The sequence below is a fragment of the Cellulomonas sp. GTC20042 genome (genome assembly GCF_055389595.1).
The window spans coordinates 2,590,725-2,605,365 of record NZ_AP043678.1 but is presented as its reverse complement, the minus strand read 5'-3'; the positions used below and the strand labels follow the sequence as shown (position 1 = coordinate 2,605,365).

18 protein-coding genes and 1 other RNA gene are annotated in these 14,641 nt (G+C 74.7%); 9 read left to right on the top strand and 10 right to left on the bottom strand.

Features of this window, described 5'->3' with window-relative positions:
• Window positions 1-45 precede the first annotated feature (45 nt).
• The 4 genes from ACZ5HG_RS12115 to ACZ5HG_RS12100 are packed head-to-tail and all read left to right on the top strand — an operon-like array spanning window position 46 to window position 3,726.
• Complete coding sequence (locus tag ACZ5HG_RS12115; protein WP_464176571.1) at window positions 46-1,095, top strand: zinc-dependent alcohol dehydrogenase family protein; 1,050 nt, start codon at window positions 46-48, stop codon at window positions 1,093-1,095.
• Window positions 1,092-2,288: a Nif3-like dinuclear metal center hexameric protein gene (locus ACZ5HG_RS12110; RefSeq protein WP_464176569.1), complete on the top strand. Its 1,197-nt coding sequence runs from the start codon at window positions 1,092-1,094 to the stop codon at window positions 2,286-2,288. The genes ACZ5HG_RS12115 and ACZ5HG_RS12110 overlap by 4 nt, the downstream gene beginning before the upstream one ends.
• Window positions 2,285-3,025: a zinc ribbon domain-containing protein gene (locus tag ACZ5HG_RS12105; protein WP_464176567.1), complete on the top strand. Its 741-nt coding sequence runs from the start codon at window positions 2,285-2,287 to the stop codon at window positions 3,023-3,025. The genes ACZ5HG_RS12110 and ACZ5HG_RS12105 overlap by 4 nt, the downstream gene beginning before the upstream one ends.
• Complete coding sequence (locus tag ACZ5HG_RS12100) at window positions 3,025-3,726, top strand: histidine phosphatase family protein (protein ID WP_464176565.1); 702 nt, start codon at window positions 3,025-3,027, stop codon at window positions 3,724-3,726. Before ACZ5HG_RS12105 ends, ACZ5HG_RS12100 begins: the two co-directional genes overlap by 1 nt.
• A 182-nt stretch (window positions 3,727-3,908) precedes the next feature.
• On the opposite strand, the gene ACZ5HG_RS12095 is transcribed toward ACZ5HG_RS12100, so the two are convergent.
• Entirely contained in the window at window positions 3,909-4,694 is a 786-nt protein-coding gene (locus tag ACZ5HG_RS12095) for a YaaA family protein (protein ID WP_464176563.1), read from the bottom strand.
• Between the two features lie 77 nt (window positions 4,695-4,771).
• Window positions 4,772-5,236: a hypothetical protein gene (locus ACZ5HG_RS12090; RefSeq protein WP_464176561.1), complete on the bottom strand. Its 465-nt coding sequence runs from the start codon at window positions 5,234-5,236 to the stop codon at window positions 4,772-4,774.
• A gap of 125 nt (window positions 5,237-5,361) precedes the next feature.
• Between ACZ5HG_RS12090 and rnpB the strand changes: the two genes are divergently transcribed.
• The 4 genes from rnpB to ACZ5HG_RS12070 all read left to right on the top strand — a co-directional run bounded on the left by rnpB (window position 5,362) and on the right by ACZ5HG_RS12070 (window position 7,696).
• Window positions 5,362-5,746: RNase P RNA component class A (rnpB, locus tag ACZ5HG_RS12085), an RNA gene on the top strand.
• A gap of 75 nt (window positions 5,747-5,821) precedes the next feature.
• On the top strand, window positions 5,822-6,406 hold the full coding sequence (locus ACZ5HG_RS12080) for a hypothetical protein (RefSeq protein ID WP_464176559.1): 585 nt from the start codon (window positions 5,822-5,824) through the stop codon (window positions 6,404-6,406).
• A gap of 211 nt (window positions 6,407-6,617) precedes the next feature.
• Window positions 6,618-7,181, top strand: a complete 564-nt coding sequence (locus ACZ5HG_RS12075) for a TM2 domain-containing protein (RefSeq protein ID WP_464176557.1) — start codon at window positions 6,618-6,620, stop codon at window positions 7,179-7,181.
• A gap of 137 nt (window positions 7,182-7,318) precedes the next feature.
• Complete coding sequence (locus ACZ5HG_RS12070; RefSeq protein ID WP_464176555.1) at window positions 7,319-7,696, top strand: hypothetical protein; 378 nt, start codon at window positions 7,319-7,321, stop codon at window positions 7,694-7,696.
• 22 nt (window positions 7,697-7,718) lie between these two features.
• On the opposite strand, the gene ACZ5HG_RS12065 is transcribed toward ACZ5HG_RS12070, so the two are convergent.
• From ACZ5HG_RS12065 to map, 5 genes are all read right to left on the bottom strand, one after another.
• On the bottom strand, window positions 7,719-7,853 hold the full coding sequence (locus tag ACZ5HG_RS12065; protein WP_464176553.1) for a hypothetical protein: 135 nt from the start codon (window positions 7,851-7,853) through the stop codon (window positions 7,719-7,721).
• Between the two features lie 290 nt (window positions 7,854-8,143).
• Complete coding sequence (locus ACZ5HG_RS12060; RefSeq protein ID WP_464176551.1) at window positions 8,144-8,317, bottom strand: CsbD family protein; 174 nt, start codon at window positions 8,315-8,317, stop codon at window positions 8,144-8,146.
• Window positions 8,318-8,407: 90 nt separating this feature from the next.
• Window positions 8,408-8,830, bottom strand: a complete 423-nt coding sequence (locus ACZ5HG_RS12055; protein ID WP_464176549.1) for a VOC family protein — start codon at window positions 8,828-8,830, stop codon at window positions 8,408-8,410.
• Window positions 8,831-8,952: 122 nt separating this feature from the next.
• Window positions 8,953-9,729, bottom strand: a complete 777-nt coding sequence (gene ppgK / locus ACZ5HG_RS12050; RefSeq protein ID WP_464176547.1) for a polyphosphate--glucose phosphotransferase — start codon at window positions 9,727-9,729, stop codon at window positions 8,953-8,955.
• Entirely contained in the window at window positions 9,726-10,598 is an 873-nt protein-coding gene (gene map, locus ACZ5HG_RS12045; RefSeq protein ID WP_464176545.1) for a type I methionyl aminopeptidase, read from the bottom strand. Before map ends, ppgK begins: the two co-directional genes overlap by 4 nt.
• Before the next feature lie 86 nt (window positions 10,599-10,684).
• Here map and ACZ5HG_RS12040 point away from each other — a divergent pair, with 86 nt between their 5' ends.
• Window positions 10,685-10,858, top strand: coding sequence for an SPOR domain-containing protein (locus ACZ5HG_RS12040; RefSeq protein ID WP_464176543.1), 174 nt, complete (start codon window positions 10,685-10,687; stop codon window positions 10,856-10,858).
• A 7-nt stretch (window positions 10,859-10,865) separates the two neighbouring features.
• Here ACZ5HG_RS12040 and ACZ5HG_RS12035 read toward each other — a convergent pair whose 3' ends face one another.
• The 3 genes from ACZ5HG_RS12035 to ACZ5HG_RS12025 form a co-directional block, all read right to left on the bottom strand.
• The gene (locus tag ACZ5HG_RS12035) at window positions 10,866-11,810 is read right to left on the bottom strand and encodes a M15 family metallopeptidase (protein WP_464176541.1); all 945 of its coding nucleotides are present in this window, start codon (window positions 11,808-11,810) and stop codon (window positions 10,866-10,868) included.
• 80 nt (window positions 11,811-11,890) lie between these two features.
• On the bottom strand, window positions 11,891-12,748 hold the full coding sequence (panB, locus tag ACZ5HG_RS12030; protein WP_464176539.1) for a 3-methyl-2-oxobutanoate hydroxymethyltransferase: 858 nt from the start codon (window positions 12,746-12,748) through the stop codon (window positions 11,891-11,893).
• Window positions 12,748-14,556 carry an NAD+ synthase gene (locus ACZ5HG_RS12025; protein ID WP_464176537.1) on the bottom strand — a complete coding sequence of 603 codons (1,809 nt, stop codon included), beginning with the start codon at window positions 14,554-14,556 and terminating at the stop codon, window positions 12,748-12,750. The genes panB and ACZ5HG_RS12025 overlap by 1 nt, the downstream gene beginning before the upstream one ends.
• Window positions 14,557-14,641: the final 85 nt, after the last annotated feature.

Below are 14,641 nucleotides of genomic sequence, written 5' to 3'. Positions count from 1 at the left end.
CACCCGGGTCTGCGCTGATCACTGCGCGCGTCGTAGGCTGCCGACGTGCGCGCGACCCTGATCCACGGCCCGTCCGACATCCGCCTCGAGCAGGTCCCCGACCCGGTGGTCCACCGACCCACGGACGCCGTGGTGCGCGTGGTCGCCGCCTGCGTCTGCGGCTCCGACCTGTGGCCTTACCGGGGCGCCCGCCCGACGCCGGAGCCCCGCCGCATCGGGCACGAGTTCGTCGGCGTGGTCGAGGAGGTCGGCGCCGAGGTCCGCACGCTGCGCCCGGGGCAGTTCGTGATCGCGCCGTTCATGATCAGCGACGGCACCTGCGTGCACTGCCGCAACGGGGTGCACACCTCCTGCGAGCGGTCGTCCGGCTGGGGCAGCGCGGACTTCGAGGGCATCCACGCCGATGCCGGTCAGGGCGAGGCGGTGCGGGTGCCGCTGGCCGACGGGACGCTGGTGGCGCTGCCGGAGCACCCGGACGCGGACCTGCTGCCGAGCATGCTCACCCTGAGCGACGTGATGGGCACCGGGCACCACGCGGCGCTCGCCGCCGGGGTGCGCGCCGGGTCCACGGTGGCGGTGGTCGGCGACGGCGCGGTCGGCCTGTGCGGCGTGATCGCGGCGAAGCGGCTCGGTGCCGCACGGATCGTGGCGTTCTCCCGGCACCCCGCGCGCCAGGCGCTCGCGACGGACTTCGGCGCCACCGACGTCGTCACCGAGCGCGGCGACGAGGGCGCCGCCCGCGTGATCGACCTGCTCGGCGGGGTCGGCGCGGACGCCGTGCTGGAGTGCGTGGGCACCAAGGAGTCCGTGCAGCAGGCGATCGACACCGTGCGCCCCGGCGGCAAGGTCGGCGCGGTCGGCCTGCCGGTGGGCGGCGGCGTGCTGCCCTTCGGCCAGATGTTCGGCCAGAACAAGTCGGTCGGCGGCGGCGTCGCGCCGGTGCGCGGGTACATCGAGGAGCTCGCGGCCGACGTGTGGGCCGGGGCGATCGATCCGGGCCGGGTGTTCGACCTGGTGCTGCCGCTGGACGAGGTGACCGAGGCCTACGCGGCGATGGACGAGCGCCGCGCGATCAAGTCGATGCTGCTGCCGTGACCGCCACCCTCGCGGACGTGGTCCGCCTGATCGAGCAGCGCTACCCGCCGGCCACCGCGGAGTCCTGGGACCGGGTCGGGCTGGTCACCGGCGACCCCGACCAGCCCGTCCGCAAGATCCTGCTCGCCGTCGACCCGGTCGCCGCCGTGGTGGACGAGGCGATCGGCTGGGGCGCCGACCTGGTGCTGGTGCACCACCCGCTGCTGCTGCGCGGTGTGCACGACGTCGCCGCGACCACGTTCAAGGGCGCGCTGCTGCACCGGCTGATCCGGGCCGGGGTCGCGCTGCACACCGCGCACACCAACGCCGACGCGGCCGAGGGCGGCGTCGCGCACGCGCTGGCCGACGTGCTGGGCCTGGTCGAGCAGCGCCCGCTGGTGCCGGGAGCCGGTCCGGCGATCGACAAGCACGTGGTGTTCGTGCCCGCCGCCGACGCCGAGCGGCTGGTCGACGCGCTGTCCGCCGCCGGTGCCGGCGCGCTGGGGGCGTACAGCCGCTGCGCGTGGACCACCACCGGCGAGGGCACCTTCACCCCCGGCGCGGGCGCCGTCCCGGCGATCGGCACGATCGGGCAGGCCGCCCACGTGGTCGAGGCCCGGGTCGAGATGATCGCGCCGCGCCGGCTGCGCGGGGCCGTGGTCGCCGCGATGCGTGCCGCGCACCCCTACGAGGAGCCCGCCTTCGACGTGCTGGAGCTCGCGCGCTGGGACGCGCCCACCGGCACCGGCCGGGTCGGGCACCTCACGGAGCCGCTGACCCTGCACGCCTTCGCCGAGCGGGTGGCCGCCGCGCTGCCCGCCACCGTGCAGGGCGTCCGCTACGCCGGGCCCGCCGACGCGGTGGTGCGCACCGTGGCGGTGGTCGGCGGATCGGGGGACTCGCTGCTCGACGCGGTGCGCGGCTCCGGTGCCGACGTGTACGTGACCTCGGACCTGCGGCACCACCCGGCCTCCGAGCTGCGCGAGCGGGCGGAGTTCGCGGCCCGGGGGATCGCGGCCAGCCCGCCCTACCTGGTGGACACCGCGCACTTCGCCTCCGAGTGGCCCTGGCTGACCCGCGCCGCCGCCGACCTGCGAGCCGATCTCGCCGCGCACGGGACTACGGTGGAGACCCGCGTCAGCACCCTGCGCACCGATCCGTGGACCGGCCGCGTCGCGGCGCCCCTCGACCCGTCGGAAGGACCCCGCACGTGACCACCGCCACCCCCGCCGAGCAGCAGCGGATGCTCGACCTCCAGGGCCTCGACACCCGGCTCGACCAGCTCGACCACAAGCGGAAGAACCTGCCGCAGCACGCCCGGATCGCCGAGCTCGACGCGCAGATCGCCGATCTGGACACCGCCGTCGCCACCTCCCGCACCGCGGCCGCCGACCTGCGTCGTGAGCTCGCCAAGGCCGAGGCCGACGTGCAGCAGGTGCGCGACCGCGCCGCCCGCGACCAGACCCGCCTCGAGTCCGGCAGCGGCAGCGCCAAGGACCTCCAGGCGCTGCAGAGCGAGCTGGTGTCGCTCGGGCGCCGGCAGGGCGAGCTCGAGGAGGTCGAGCTCGAGGTGATGGAGCGGCTGGAGGCGCACGAGGGCGCGCTGTCCGGGCTGACCACCGCGCACGCCGCGCTGCTCAACGACCGCGCCGTCGTCGTCGCCGAGCGGGACGCCGAGCTGAAGGTCATCGACGCCGAAGGTGCGCAGGTCGCCGAGAAGCGCACCGCCACCGCCGAGCCGCTGCCCGCCCCGCTGATCGCGATCTACGACCGGCTGCGCGCCCGCCTCGGCGGCGTCGCCGTCGCGTCCCTGCGCCGGGGCCGGTCCGAGGGCAGCGGCATGCCCGTGCCCGCCACCGAGCTCGCCGCGATCAAGGCCACCCCCGCCGACCAGCTCGTCTACTGCGAGGACTCCGGCCGGATCCTGGTGCGCGGCGAGGACGCCTTCTGATGCGTGCCCGCGCGCAGGGCGCCTCGCCGCGGTTCGACGACGCCGACCCGGTGACCGTGGTGCTCGTCCGGCACGGCGAGACCACCATGACCGTCGCGCGCGGGTACTCCGGCTCCGGCGAGCCCGGCCCCTCGCTCACCGAGCACGGGCGCGCGCAGGCGGCGGCCGCGGGCGACCTGGTGCAGCGGGTCGGCCGCGACCTGTGGGGCGACATCCCGTACCCCACCGAGCTGATCGCCTCGCCGATGGTCCGCACGCAGGAGACCGCCGGGATCATCGGCGAGCGCCTCGGGCTGACCGCACGGGTGGACGCCGCGTTCCAGGAGGCCGACTTCGGCGCCTGGCAGGGGCTGACCGCCGAGCAGATCGAGCAGCGCTGGCCCGGGCGCCTGGAGCCGTGGCACACCCGCGCCGACGTGCGTCCGGACGGCGGCGAGTCGATCACCGACGTGGGGGAGCGGGTGGGGGCGGGGCTGGACGCGCTGCTCGCCGCCGGCACCGACCGGACCGTGGTCGTCGTCTCGCACGCGGTGGCGATCCGCGCCGCCCTCGGCCGGACGATGGGCGCGCAGCCCTCCTCGTGGAGCCAGCTGCGCGTGGCCCCCGCGTCGGTGAGCATCATCCGCCTGTTCCACGACCGCCGCGACGAGGTGGCGGTTGCGGGAGCCCCCAGCGAAGGCTGGGGCGCCGCGGCGCGCTGAGCGAGCCCGCACCCTGCGCTGCCTGCGCGCACGCGCACCCTGCTCGCGCCCGCACGCACCTGCTCGCGCCCGCACGCACCTGCTCGCGCACCCGCCTCTCCTGGTGAGTTCGGTGGTTCGGGCCGAGTTCGGTGGTTGCGCGGGCGTTTTTCTGCACGAACCACCGAACTCGGCGCAGCGCCCTACGCCACCACGAGCGAGAGGGTGGCTCCCCGGCCGACGGGAGCGTCCAGCTCCACGTCCAGCAGATCCACCCCGACCAGCTCCCGCGCGACCCGTGCCAGCGCGACGGCGGTCGTCGGGGCGGCGCCGCGGCGGGTGACCAGGTGCCGGGTCAGCACGCCGCGGGTGTGCTTGGCGTGGTGCGAGACCACCGATCGTCGCCCGTCGACCTCGCGCAGCACCCGCACCTGCACCCACTGCTCCTGCACGGCGCGCGGGGGGCGCCACGCCGCCAGGTACGCGGCGGACCGGCAGTCCATGATCAGATCGCCCGCGAGCGCCCGGGGGTCGAGCTCCGCCGCCAGCGGGTCGCGCCACGCCGCCGCGAGCGGTCCGACACCGGGAAGATCCACCCCCATCGACAGCCGGTAGGCCGGGATCGGGTCCTCCGGGCCGACCAGCCCCCACAGCCCCGACACCACGCGCACGCTCTCGGCGGCCCGTCGCCGCGCCGCCGGGGTCAGCGCGTCCAGCCCGGCCGCCGCGTACAGCACGCCGGAGTAGACCCGCCGGGCCGGGGCCGTCGACGCCGTACGCAGGTGCACGTTGCGCGCCACCTCGTCCATGATCCCGGCGCCCACGCCCAGCGTCGCCACGGCGTCCGGGCGCGCGCTCGTCGAGACCAGCGCGTCCAGCACCCGGGCACGGGTCGGTGTCAGCGCGGGGGAGGACAGGGCGTCGAGGTCGAGGGCGGGCCCGCGCACCGGCGCGGTCTTCCCCTCCGACGGCGGCAGCAGGATCAGCACCGGACGACCCTACGTGCCCGGGCCGCGTGCTCCGGCGCACCGAGCGGGCAGGCCCGGCCGGACCCGCCCGTCCGGCGTCAGACCCCTGCCTCGCAGGAGGCCGTCACCCCGGCGCCGGAGACGGTGCGCTCGGCGACCACCTCGCCGGCCACGAGGATCCGGCAGGTCACGTCGCCCGCGTCGCCCTCGTTGCGCGCCTCGATGAACGCCCTGCTCCCCGGCTTCAGGTCGACCTGCACACCCGGCTCGCCCTTGCTCTCCAGCGGCAGCCGCCGCGCCGAGGCCTGCTGGGTCCCGGTCGCCGACGCGTACGTCACCGCCACCGAGGCTGCCGTGCCCTCGACCTGGTAGGTCACCGCCACCGAGTCCGGCCCCTCGGCCGCCGCCTCGCCGCCGCCGGTCAGCCGCGGCACCAGCAGCACCGCCGTCAGCGCCACTGCCGCCCCTGCTGCCACCAGCAGCACGACACGTCGTCCGGTACGCGGCCGCACGGGCTCGGGGCTCTCGGCCGGCTCCCGGTGCCGGCCCACGGGATCGCTCATCGTCTCTCCCTCAGCGCGCCGGTCACCGTTGACCGACGCTCCTGGTCACCCCCGACATCGGCACGTGCGCGCCGGGGGTTGAGCGTCGGGGGCCTGCGGATCCGCGCTAGACTCCTCGACGCGGATGAGCTGGCCAGGCGGCCGCGTCGAGCCCTCGGGCTCGCCGAGGAACGTCCGGGCTCCGTAGGGCAGGGTGGTGGGTAACACCCACCCGGGGTGACCCGCGGGACAGTGCCACAGAGAAGAGACCGCCGACCACGACCCTCGGGCCGAGGTCGGTGAGGGTGAAACGGTGGTGTAAGAGACCACCAGCGTGCCGGGTGACCGGCACGGCTAGGTAAACCCCACCCGGAGCAAGGCCAGACAGGGAGCGTTCGAGGGCTGCCCGCCCGAGCTCCCGGGTAGGCCGCTGGAGGCGTGCGGCAACGTACGTCGTAGATGGATGGCCGCCACCCGCGCGGGGGCAACCGCGCGCGGGGACAGAACCCGGCGTACCGGCCAGCTCATCCGCACTCTCGGCGCGAAGATACGGCGGGTGATGTCGGGACCGCGGTAGAGTCCTAGCGGCCATCCGGAGGGAGTGCGATGACAGGGCTCGACTACGAGTATCGAGATCATTGGGACTTCAACCTGGGAATTTCCGAGTATGTTCGAAAGAAGCCGGTTCGACTGAGGGATCGAGAGGCGCTTCGAGCAGTGCTCGTCGCGTTTGATCAGATGGTCGCGCCTCGAGGGTTTTCGGTGATGTTCGATGAAGTCGATTTTCCTGGGGCGACCGACGTCGACACGCTGCTAGATCTTGCCCCTCCGCGTGTTCGAGTCCTCCACATCCAGTCTGACGGGCCAGACACGGTGGTCGTGCGGCTGACAGCCTGGGAGGGCGGTCAGACTTGGGTGATGGCGACTACTGGAGGTTATCCGGGTCACCCGGACCAGCCGGTGTTGCACAGGCTCACTGGCCTCGTGGAGTCGGTGACGAAACCGCTCGGATGGAGACGTGTTTTCACCAAGTCGAAGTCTCGACGGCTCCGCCGCCTGGGGCCGGCGGTCGTGGCTCGTTCGCGTCGCGACGAACTAGATGCGCGGCGGCAGACCTGGATCGTCACCGCATTCTCCTCGATCTTCGGCTTTGTTGCGGGAATTCTTGGCGGCCTTCTTTCGCGAGGATAGAATTTTCGAATAGCACCCTTGGGGTCGGCTCGACGAACCGTGGGTACCGGTGTGCTCCGAATGCCAGCCACGAGGCGACCCGTCCAGGTGACCGCGGGGGACGCGACACGGACGGTGGCCTGCGCGGACCCGCCGGATCGGTAGGGTCGCGGCTGCCGGCACCGTCGGCATGGGCGCCGCAGGGGTGCTCACCGCGCCCCGAGGAGCGATCGTGACCGACCCGTACCCGCCGCAGCAGCCCGAGCAGCCGAACGCGGGGCAGCCGCACCCGCCGGTGCCGGGCGTGCCCGAGGGCGATCCGGCGGCGCCGGGGTACGGGCAGCAGGCGCCCGGCTACGCGCCGCAGCCGGGATATGAGCAGGCGGGCGGCTACGCGCAGCAGCCCTACGCCCAGCCCGGGTACCCGCAGCCCGGCTACCCCCAGCAGCCCGCGGGCCAGGGCTACGCCCAGCCCGTCTACACCGAGCCCGCCGCGCCCGCAGGCTACGGCCAGCCCACGTACGCCCAGCCGGTGTACGCCCAGCCGCAGCCGGTCCACGCCGGCGCCTACGGCCCCGCGCTCCCGCCGAAGGACGTCGGCATCGCCTACCTGTGGGGCCTGGCGACCCTGTTCGGCCTCGCGGGCTTCCAGCACTTCTACCTGGGCAAGCCGGTGCGCGGGGTGATCTGGCTGCTGACCTGGGGGGTGTGCGGGATCGGGACGCTGGTCGACCTGTTCACGCTGCCGGAGCAGACCCGTCAGGTGAACCTGCGCCGCGCGCACGGCATCGGCTGAGCGCGCGGCGTGCCCGCGCTGGCGCAGTTCCGTGCGGTGCTGGCGGAGCACTGCCCGCACCCGGTGCGGGTGACGGTGCTGGACCGTCGCCCCGACGGCCCCGCCCCGAGGGGCTGTGCCTGACGACGACCACGCGGGTGCTGGGCGGTGACGTCGCCGAGGTGCACGCCGCGGTGGAGCCGGTGCTGCTGGACGGGCCCGCGGACGCGATCCGCTACGTGGCGGCGATGGAGGCGGTGAGCCGGTCGGGTCGGCCCGCGACCCCTGCTGACCGGCGCGGGCAGGCACGGGTGCGGGCGCTGCTCGCGGGCACCGGTGACCACCCGTACCGGGGCACCCCGGCGCAGACGCTGTGGTGCCTCGCCTGGGACCACGCGGTCCGGCAGCGCACGCCGTTCCGGCTGGACCCGGCGCTCGCGGCCTGGCTGGACGCGCAGGACGTGCGCGGGTCCCTGCCGTCGTGGGCGGGTCGGCTGCGGGTGCAGGAGCACGCGCCGGAGATCTGGCCCCGCTGAGCCGCCCGGCACCGGCGGCCGATCAGTCCGGCGGCGCGGCGCCCCCGGGATCGACGTCGCCCAGCGGTGAGCGCTGGTGCGGCACCAGCGGCAGGTCGGCGTGCTCGAGCGCGCCCCGGAACGGATCAGGTTCCTCGGATCGGTCCTGCGTCGCCATCTCGGCCCCCTTCGCGATGGTTCCACCACGGTAGGCACGGTCCGCGCCGGCCCGCAGCGCGAGGGGTGGCCGTTCGGGTGACCGGCAGCGGGTGAATCCGTGCCCGGGGGATCACCCGCGCGGGGGAGCGGGCGGGTGACGACGGGGCCGCACGGGCGACCGGGAGCCGTCCGGACCGGCGCCGACCCGGCCGCAGGCGACCACCGGCAGCACACGCCCCCGCACAGCACGCGAGCCCGGCCCGGTGCTCCGGGTCGGGCTCGCAGCGGTCTGTCGCGCGGCGCGCGGGGTCAGCGCTTGAAGGCGTCCTTGACCTTCTCGCCGGCGTCCTTGAGATCGGCCTTCGACTGGTCGGTGCGGCCCTCGCGCTCGAGGTCCTCGTCGCCCGAGGCGTGACCGGTGGCCTCCTTCACCTTGCCGGCGACCTTCTCCGCCGCGTTCGCGATCTTGTCGTCGAGACCCATGGTGCGTCCTCCTCCGAGCGGGTTGCGCTGTCCCCTCGACCGTAGGTCGGCTCCGGCCGCTCCGCATCCGCAGCGACTGCCCGAGGCGCGTCAGGCGGCGGGGCCGTCGGCCTGCGCGGCCTCCTCCTCGGCGAGCAGCGCGGCGAGCTGGGACGGCGTGCTGCGCAGCAGGCAGAACTCGTTCCCCTCGGGGTCGGCGAGCACGTGCCAGGTCGCGTCGGGGCCCTGGCCGACGTCGGCGGGGACGGCGCCGAGGTCGAGCAGGTGCTGGAGCTCGGTGGCCTGGTCGGAGCCGTCCGGCGGGCGCAGGTCGACGTGCAGGCGGTTCTTGACCACCTTGTCGTCCGGCACGCGCAGGAACAGCCACGAGGTCGCGGAGCCGTCCACCGGCTCGATGCCGACCTCGTCCTCGTCCTCCCAGGTCACCTCCCAGCCGAGCGCGGCGGCCCACCACCGGGCCAGCGCGCCGGGGTCGTGCGCGTCGATGCTGATCTGGCTCACCACGAGTCCCATGCCTGGACGCTAGGGCCGCGCACCCACCCTCGCCAGCGGGAACCCCGACCGCCCCCGGGCACGCCGCGACCCCGGGGCCGTCGCGGGTCGGCGGCGGACCCGGGGTCGCGATGGTGGTGCGGTCAGGCGCGGGCGGCCAGCGCGGCGGCCCCGACGATCCCGGCGGCGTTGCGCAGCTGGGCGGGCACGATCGGCGCGCGCAGGTGCAGCAGCGGCAGGAACTTCTCGTGGTGCTTGCTCACGCCGCCGCCGACGACGATCAGGTCGGGCCAGAACAGGTCCTCGATGACGCCGAAGTAGCGCTGGAGGCGCTCGGCCCACTGCTCGAAGTCGAGCTTCTCCCGGTCGCGCACGGCGTCGGAGGCGCGGGTCTCGGCGTCGTGGCCGTCGATCTCCAGGTGACCGAGCTCGAGGTTCGGCACCAGCACGCCCTCGACGACCATCGCGGTGCCGATCCCGGTGCCCAGGGTGCAGATGAACGTGACCCCGCGCGAGGAGCGGGCGGCGCCGAAGGCGGCCTCGGCGTAGCCGGCGGCGTCGGCGTCGTTCACAGCGACCACCCGGCGGCCCAGGGCCTCGCCCAGCACGGTCTCGATGTTGGTGCCGATCCAGGAGGAGTCGACGTTCGCGGCGCTGCGGGCCACGCCGTGCTGCACGACGGCGGGGAAGGTGACGCCGATCGGGGTGTCGGCGGGCAGGTCGAAGGAGCCGACCAGCTCGGCGACGGTGGCGGCGACGGCCGCCGGGGTGGCGGGCTGCGGGGTGGGGATCCGCACGCGCTCGGCGGCGAACTCGCCGGTGGTCAGGTCGACCGGGGCGCCCTTGATCCCGGAGCCGCCGATGTCGATGCCGAAGGCCACGCGCGGTGCGGCGGCGTCGGGGGTGGGGGTGGCGTTCATGGCAGCGTCAGGATCTCCGCTCCGGTGTCGGTGACGAGAAGGGTGTGCTCGAACTGGGCGCTGCGGCGGCGGTCGGCCGTGACGACGGTCCACCCGTCGTCCCACATCTCCCAGTCCGGGGTGCCGAGGTTCAGCATCGGCTCGATGGTGAAGACCATCCCCGGCTCGATCAGCCGGTCGTAGGCGGGTGCGGCGTCGTAGTGCGGGATCACCAGGCCGGAGTGGAAGGCCTCGCCGACGCCGTGGCCGGTGTAGTCGCGCACCACCCCGTAGCCGAACCGGGTGGCGTACTTCTCGATCACCCGGCCGATCACGTTGACCTCGCGGCCCGGGACCACCGCCTTGATCGCACGGGCCAGCGACTCGCGGGTGCGCTCGACCAGCAGGCGGGACTCCTCGTCCACGTCGCCGACCAGGAAGGTCGCGTTGTTGTCGCCGTGCACGCCGCCGATGTACGCGGTGATGTCGATGTTCACGATGTCGCCGTCCTGCAGGACGGTCGAGTCGGGGATGCCGTGGCAGATCACCTCGTTGACCGAGGTGCACAGAGACTTGCTGAAGCCGCGGTAGCCCAGCGTCGAGGGGTAGGCGTGGTGGTCCAGCAGGAACTCGTGGCCGATCCGGTCGAGCTCGTCGGTGGTGACACCGGGGACGGCGGCCTCGCCGACCGCCGCCAGGGCCTGCGCGGCGATCCGGGCGGCGACGCGGATCCGCTCCACCACGTCGGGGGCGACCACGTCGGAGCCGGTGTAGGGCGTCGGCCCCGGGCGGTCCACGTACTCGGGGCGCGGGATCGCCGCGGGGACGGGTCGCCGGGGGCCGATGGTCCCCGGGACGAGCGCCGACCTCGGCGCGTGCACGGACGTCATGACTGGCAGTCTACGAAGAGCAGGGCCCGCACCCGCACCCGGACGTCCCGGGGCGGCGCGGGCGGGGTGTGCCGAGAGGAGCGGTCATGGCCGAGGAGTTCTACTACAACACCGAGACCGGCCAGGTGGAGCAGGGCCGGCAGTCGTCCTGGACGCACCTGATGGGCCCGTACCCGACCCGTGAGGCGGCGCAGCAGGCGCTGTCCACCGCGCGCTCGCGGTCGGCCGCCTGGGACGAGGAGGACCGCGAGGAGCAGTGATCCTCGCTCAGCCTCCGGCTGCGCGCAGCCGGGCCGCGACCTCCGCCACCGCGGCGGCGTCGCCGACGATCTCGAAGTGCATCTCGTCCTTGCGCCCGTCGAAGTCGCCGCCCCAGGACACCACCGGCGACACCTCGGCGAGGATCGCGTGGATCGCCTCGACCTGCGCGTCGGTGTAGGTGCCGGACTCGCCGAGCGGGTGCTCGACGGCGTTGAGGTCGATCGAGGTGCCGGAGGCGTGGTTGGAGATCTGGTCGTCGCCCTCGCCGCGCACCGACCGGTTGGCCCAGCCCCACGAGGAGTCGGGGTCGACGGGCTCCACGGTCGCGTCGAAGCGCGCCGCCACGTGGTCGAGCACGGTCTGCACGTCCCCGGCGAGGATCCGCCCGGTGATCCACGGCGAGGGGGACAGCAGCGGGTCGTCGCCGGCGTCGATCACCGGCCAGCAGTTCTGGGACTGGGTAGCGGTGGGCTCGCAGACCGGCGCCTCCGGGGCCGCTGCCGCCGGGGGAGCGGTCGCCTCGTCCGGCCCCGCGATCAGGCGCACCACACCGACGACCAGCAGCACGAGCACGGTGAGCGTCCCGAGGGCGCCGAGGGCCAGCACCCGACGGCCGCGCGGGGTGATCCGCAGCGTGCCCTGCTGGGTGACCGGCCGTCCGGCGGGGGTGCCGGTGCACGGGGCACGGGTGTCGGTCCGGGCAGCCCCGGCGCGTTCGGCGTGCGGATCGATCGATCGCGGCTGACCGGATCGCGGCTGCCCGGATCGTGCCTCGCCGGACCCCGGCCGCGTCGATCGCGGCTGCGTCGATCGCGGCTGCGCGGACCGCACACGCTCGGACCCGCCCGGCGCCGTGCGCACCGGGATCGGCCGGGGCGCGTCCTCGAGGTCCCGGGAGGTGGGCAGGGTGCGCGTCGGGGCCGGCTCGTCCTCGGGCAGGTGGGGGCGCACGACGTCGAGCGTAGAGCGCGCGGGCGCCCCGGACCGGGACTTCTGCCGTCCGGGTGCCCGCGCGTCGTGCGCGCCGGGCGTCAGGACAGGAAGGAGTGCGCCTCGTCCGGGAACTGCCCGCCGCGCACCTCGGCGGCGTAGGCGCGGGCGGCCTCGCCGAGCAGCGCGCCGACCTGCGCGAACTGCTTGGCGAACCGCGGGGCCCACTCGCCCATGCCGGCCATGTCGGTCCACACCAGCACCTGGCCGTCGACGTCCGACCCGGCGCCGATGCCGATCGTGGGGATGCGCAGGATCTCGGTGACCCGCGCCGCGACCGGCGCCGGGACCATCTCCAGCACCACGGCCACCGCCCCGGCCTCCTGCACGGCGAGCGCGTCCTCGCACAGCCGCTCGGCGGCCTCGTCGCCCCGGCCCTGCACCCGGTGCCCGCCGAAGATGTTCTCCGACTGCGGGGTGAAGCCGAGGTGCCCGACCACCGGGATGCCGGCGTCGGTGAGCGCGCGGATCTGCGCGGCGGACCGCTTGCCGCCCTCGAGCTTCACCGCGTGCGCGCCGGCCTCCTTGAGGTAGCGGACCGCGGTGCCGAGGGCCTGCTCGGCCGACGCCTCGTAGGAGCCGAACGGCAGGTCGGCCACCACCAGCGCGCGGCGGGCGGCGCGGACGACGGCGCGGGTGGGCGGGATCATCTCGTCCACGGTCACCGGGATCGGCGAGTCCAGGCCGAGCATGGTGTTGCCGATCGAGTCGCCGACCAGCAGCAGGTCGATGCCGGCGGCGTCGAAGATCCGCGCGACCGTCGCGTCGTAGGCGGTGAGCATGGTGAGCTTCTCGCCGCGCTCCTTGGCCGCGGCCAGGTGGTGCACCCGCACGCGCTTGGGCGCCGCCGGCGTGGCCGGGGCAGTGGGGGTGGTGGCGGCGGGGACCTGCTCGGACATCAGCTCTGCTCCGTGCTCTCGGTGGTGCTCGTGCTCTCGGGTGCCGCGCTCGCGGCGAGGGCGGCGGCCTCCGCGGAGGCGGAGACGTCCAGCGGCTCGCGCCAGCGCGTCGTGATCGGCAGCCTACGGTCCCGGCCGAACGCCAGCGCCGTGACCTTGGGGCCGAGCGGGTACTGCCGGCGCTTCCACTCCGCGCGGTCGACCAGGGACAGCACCCGGTCGACGATCTCGGTGTCGAAGCCGCGGGCCAGCAGCTCGGCGCGGCCCTCGGCGTGCTCGACGTAGGCGTCCAGCACCCGGTCCAGCAGGTCGTAGGGCGGCAGCGAGTCCTGGTCGACCTGCCCCGGGCGCAGCTCGGCCGACGGGGGCTTGGTGATCGAGGACTCCGGGATCGGCGGGATCATCCCCGCGTCGACCGCGTGGTGGTTGCGCCAGCGCGACAGCGCCCACACCCGGGACTTGTCGACGTCCTTGAGCGGGGCGTAGCCGCCGACCGCGTCGCCGTAGATCGTCGAGTAGCCGACCGCCAGCTCGGTCTTGTTGCCGGTGGCGAGCACCAGGTGGCCCTCGGCGTTGGACAGCGCCATGAGGATCACGCCGCGCACCCGCGCCTGGAGGTTCTCGGCGGCGACGCCGTCCAGCGCCATCTCGCCCTCGAAGGCGTCCACCATGGGCTTGATCGCCTGCACCCGGTAGTCGGCGCCGATCCGCTGCGCGAGGTCGGCGGCGTCGTCCTTGGAGTGGTCGGAGGACCAGCGCGAGGGCATCGACACCCCGACGACCTTGTCCCCGCCGATCGCGTCGGCGGCGATGGCGGCGACCAGCGCGGAGTCGATCCCGCCGGACATGCCGAGCACCACGCTGCGGAAGCCGTTCTTGCGCACGTAGCCGGCCAGGCCGGTGACCAGCGCCCGGTACACCTCCTCGTCGGGGTGCAGCGGGGCGGCGAACGGGCCGCGCGGGTGCGGCTGCCCGACCGGCGGCAGGTCCCAGACCAGCAGGTGCTCGACGAACTGCGGGGCGGAGGCCAGCAGCGTCGCCTCGGTGACCGGTGCGCCCTCGACCTCGTCCGGGCCGACGGGCTCGCCGTCGACGACGAAGGACCCGCCGTCGAACACCAGGTCGTCCTGGCCGCCGACCATGTTCACGTAGGCCACCGGTGCGCCGACCTGGCCGGAGCGCCGCGCGGACAGGTCCACCCGCTGCTGGGTCTTGCCCTCCTCGTAGGGGGAGCCGTTGATCACCAGCACCAGCTCGACGCCCTGGCCGACCAGCGCCTCGACCGGCCCGTCCTGCCAGATGTCCTCGCAGATCACCAGGCCCACCCGGCGGCCGTCCACGTCGATCACGCAGGGCTCGGAGCCGGGGGCGAAGATCCGGAACTCGTCGAAGACGCCGTAGTTCGGCAGGTGCCGCTTGTCGTAGCGCTGCTGCACCGCGCCGTGCCGGAGCACCACGCCCTGGTTGGTGGGACGCGCCGGGGCGCCGTCGTGCTCGCGGGTGGTGCGCTCGCCGACGCTGCCGACCACCACGGTCAGGTCGCCCAGGCCGGCGTCCTCCAGGGCGGCGGCGAGATCGGCCAGCGCGCGCTCGGCACCCCGGCGGAAGGACGCGCGCTGCGCGAGGTCCTCGATCGGGTAGCCGGTGACGGTCATCTCCGGGAAGGCGACCAGGCGGGCACCCGCCTCGGCGGCCCGGCGCACCCAGGCGACGACCGCCTCGGCGTTGCCGGTGACGTCGCCCACACAGGTGTCGATCTGGGCGAGGGCGATCCGCAGGTGACCTGGCTGGGCGGGTGCATCGGGCATGGCAGCAAGCCTACTGACGGTTCCACCCGCGATCGTCGGAGCGTGGCGACACCCGCCCGCAACACGGATCAGGCAGGATGTCCCT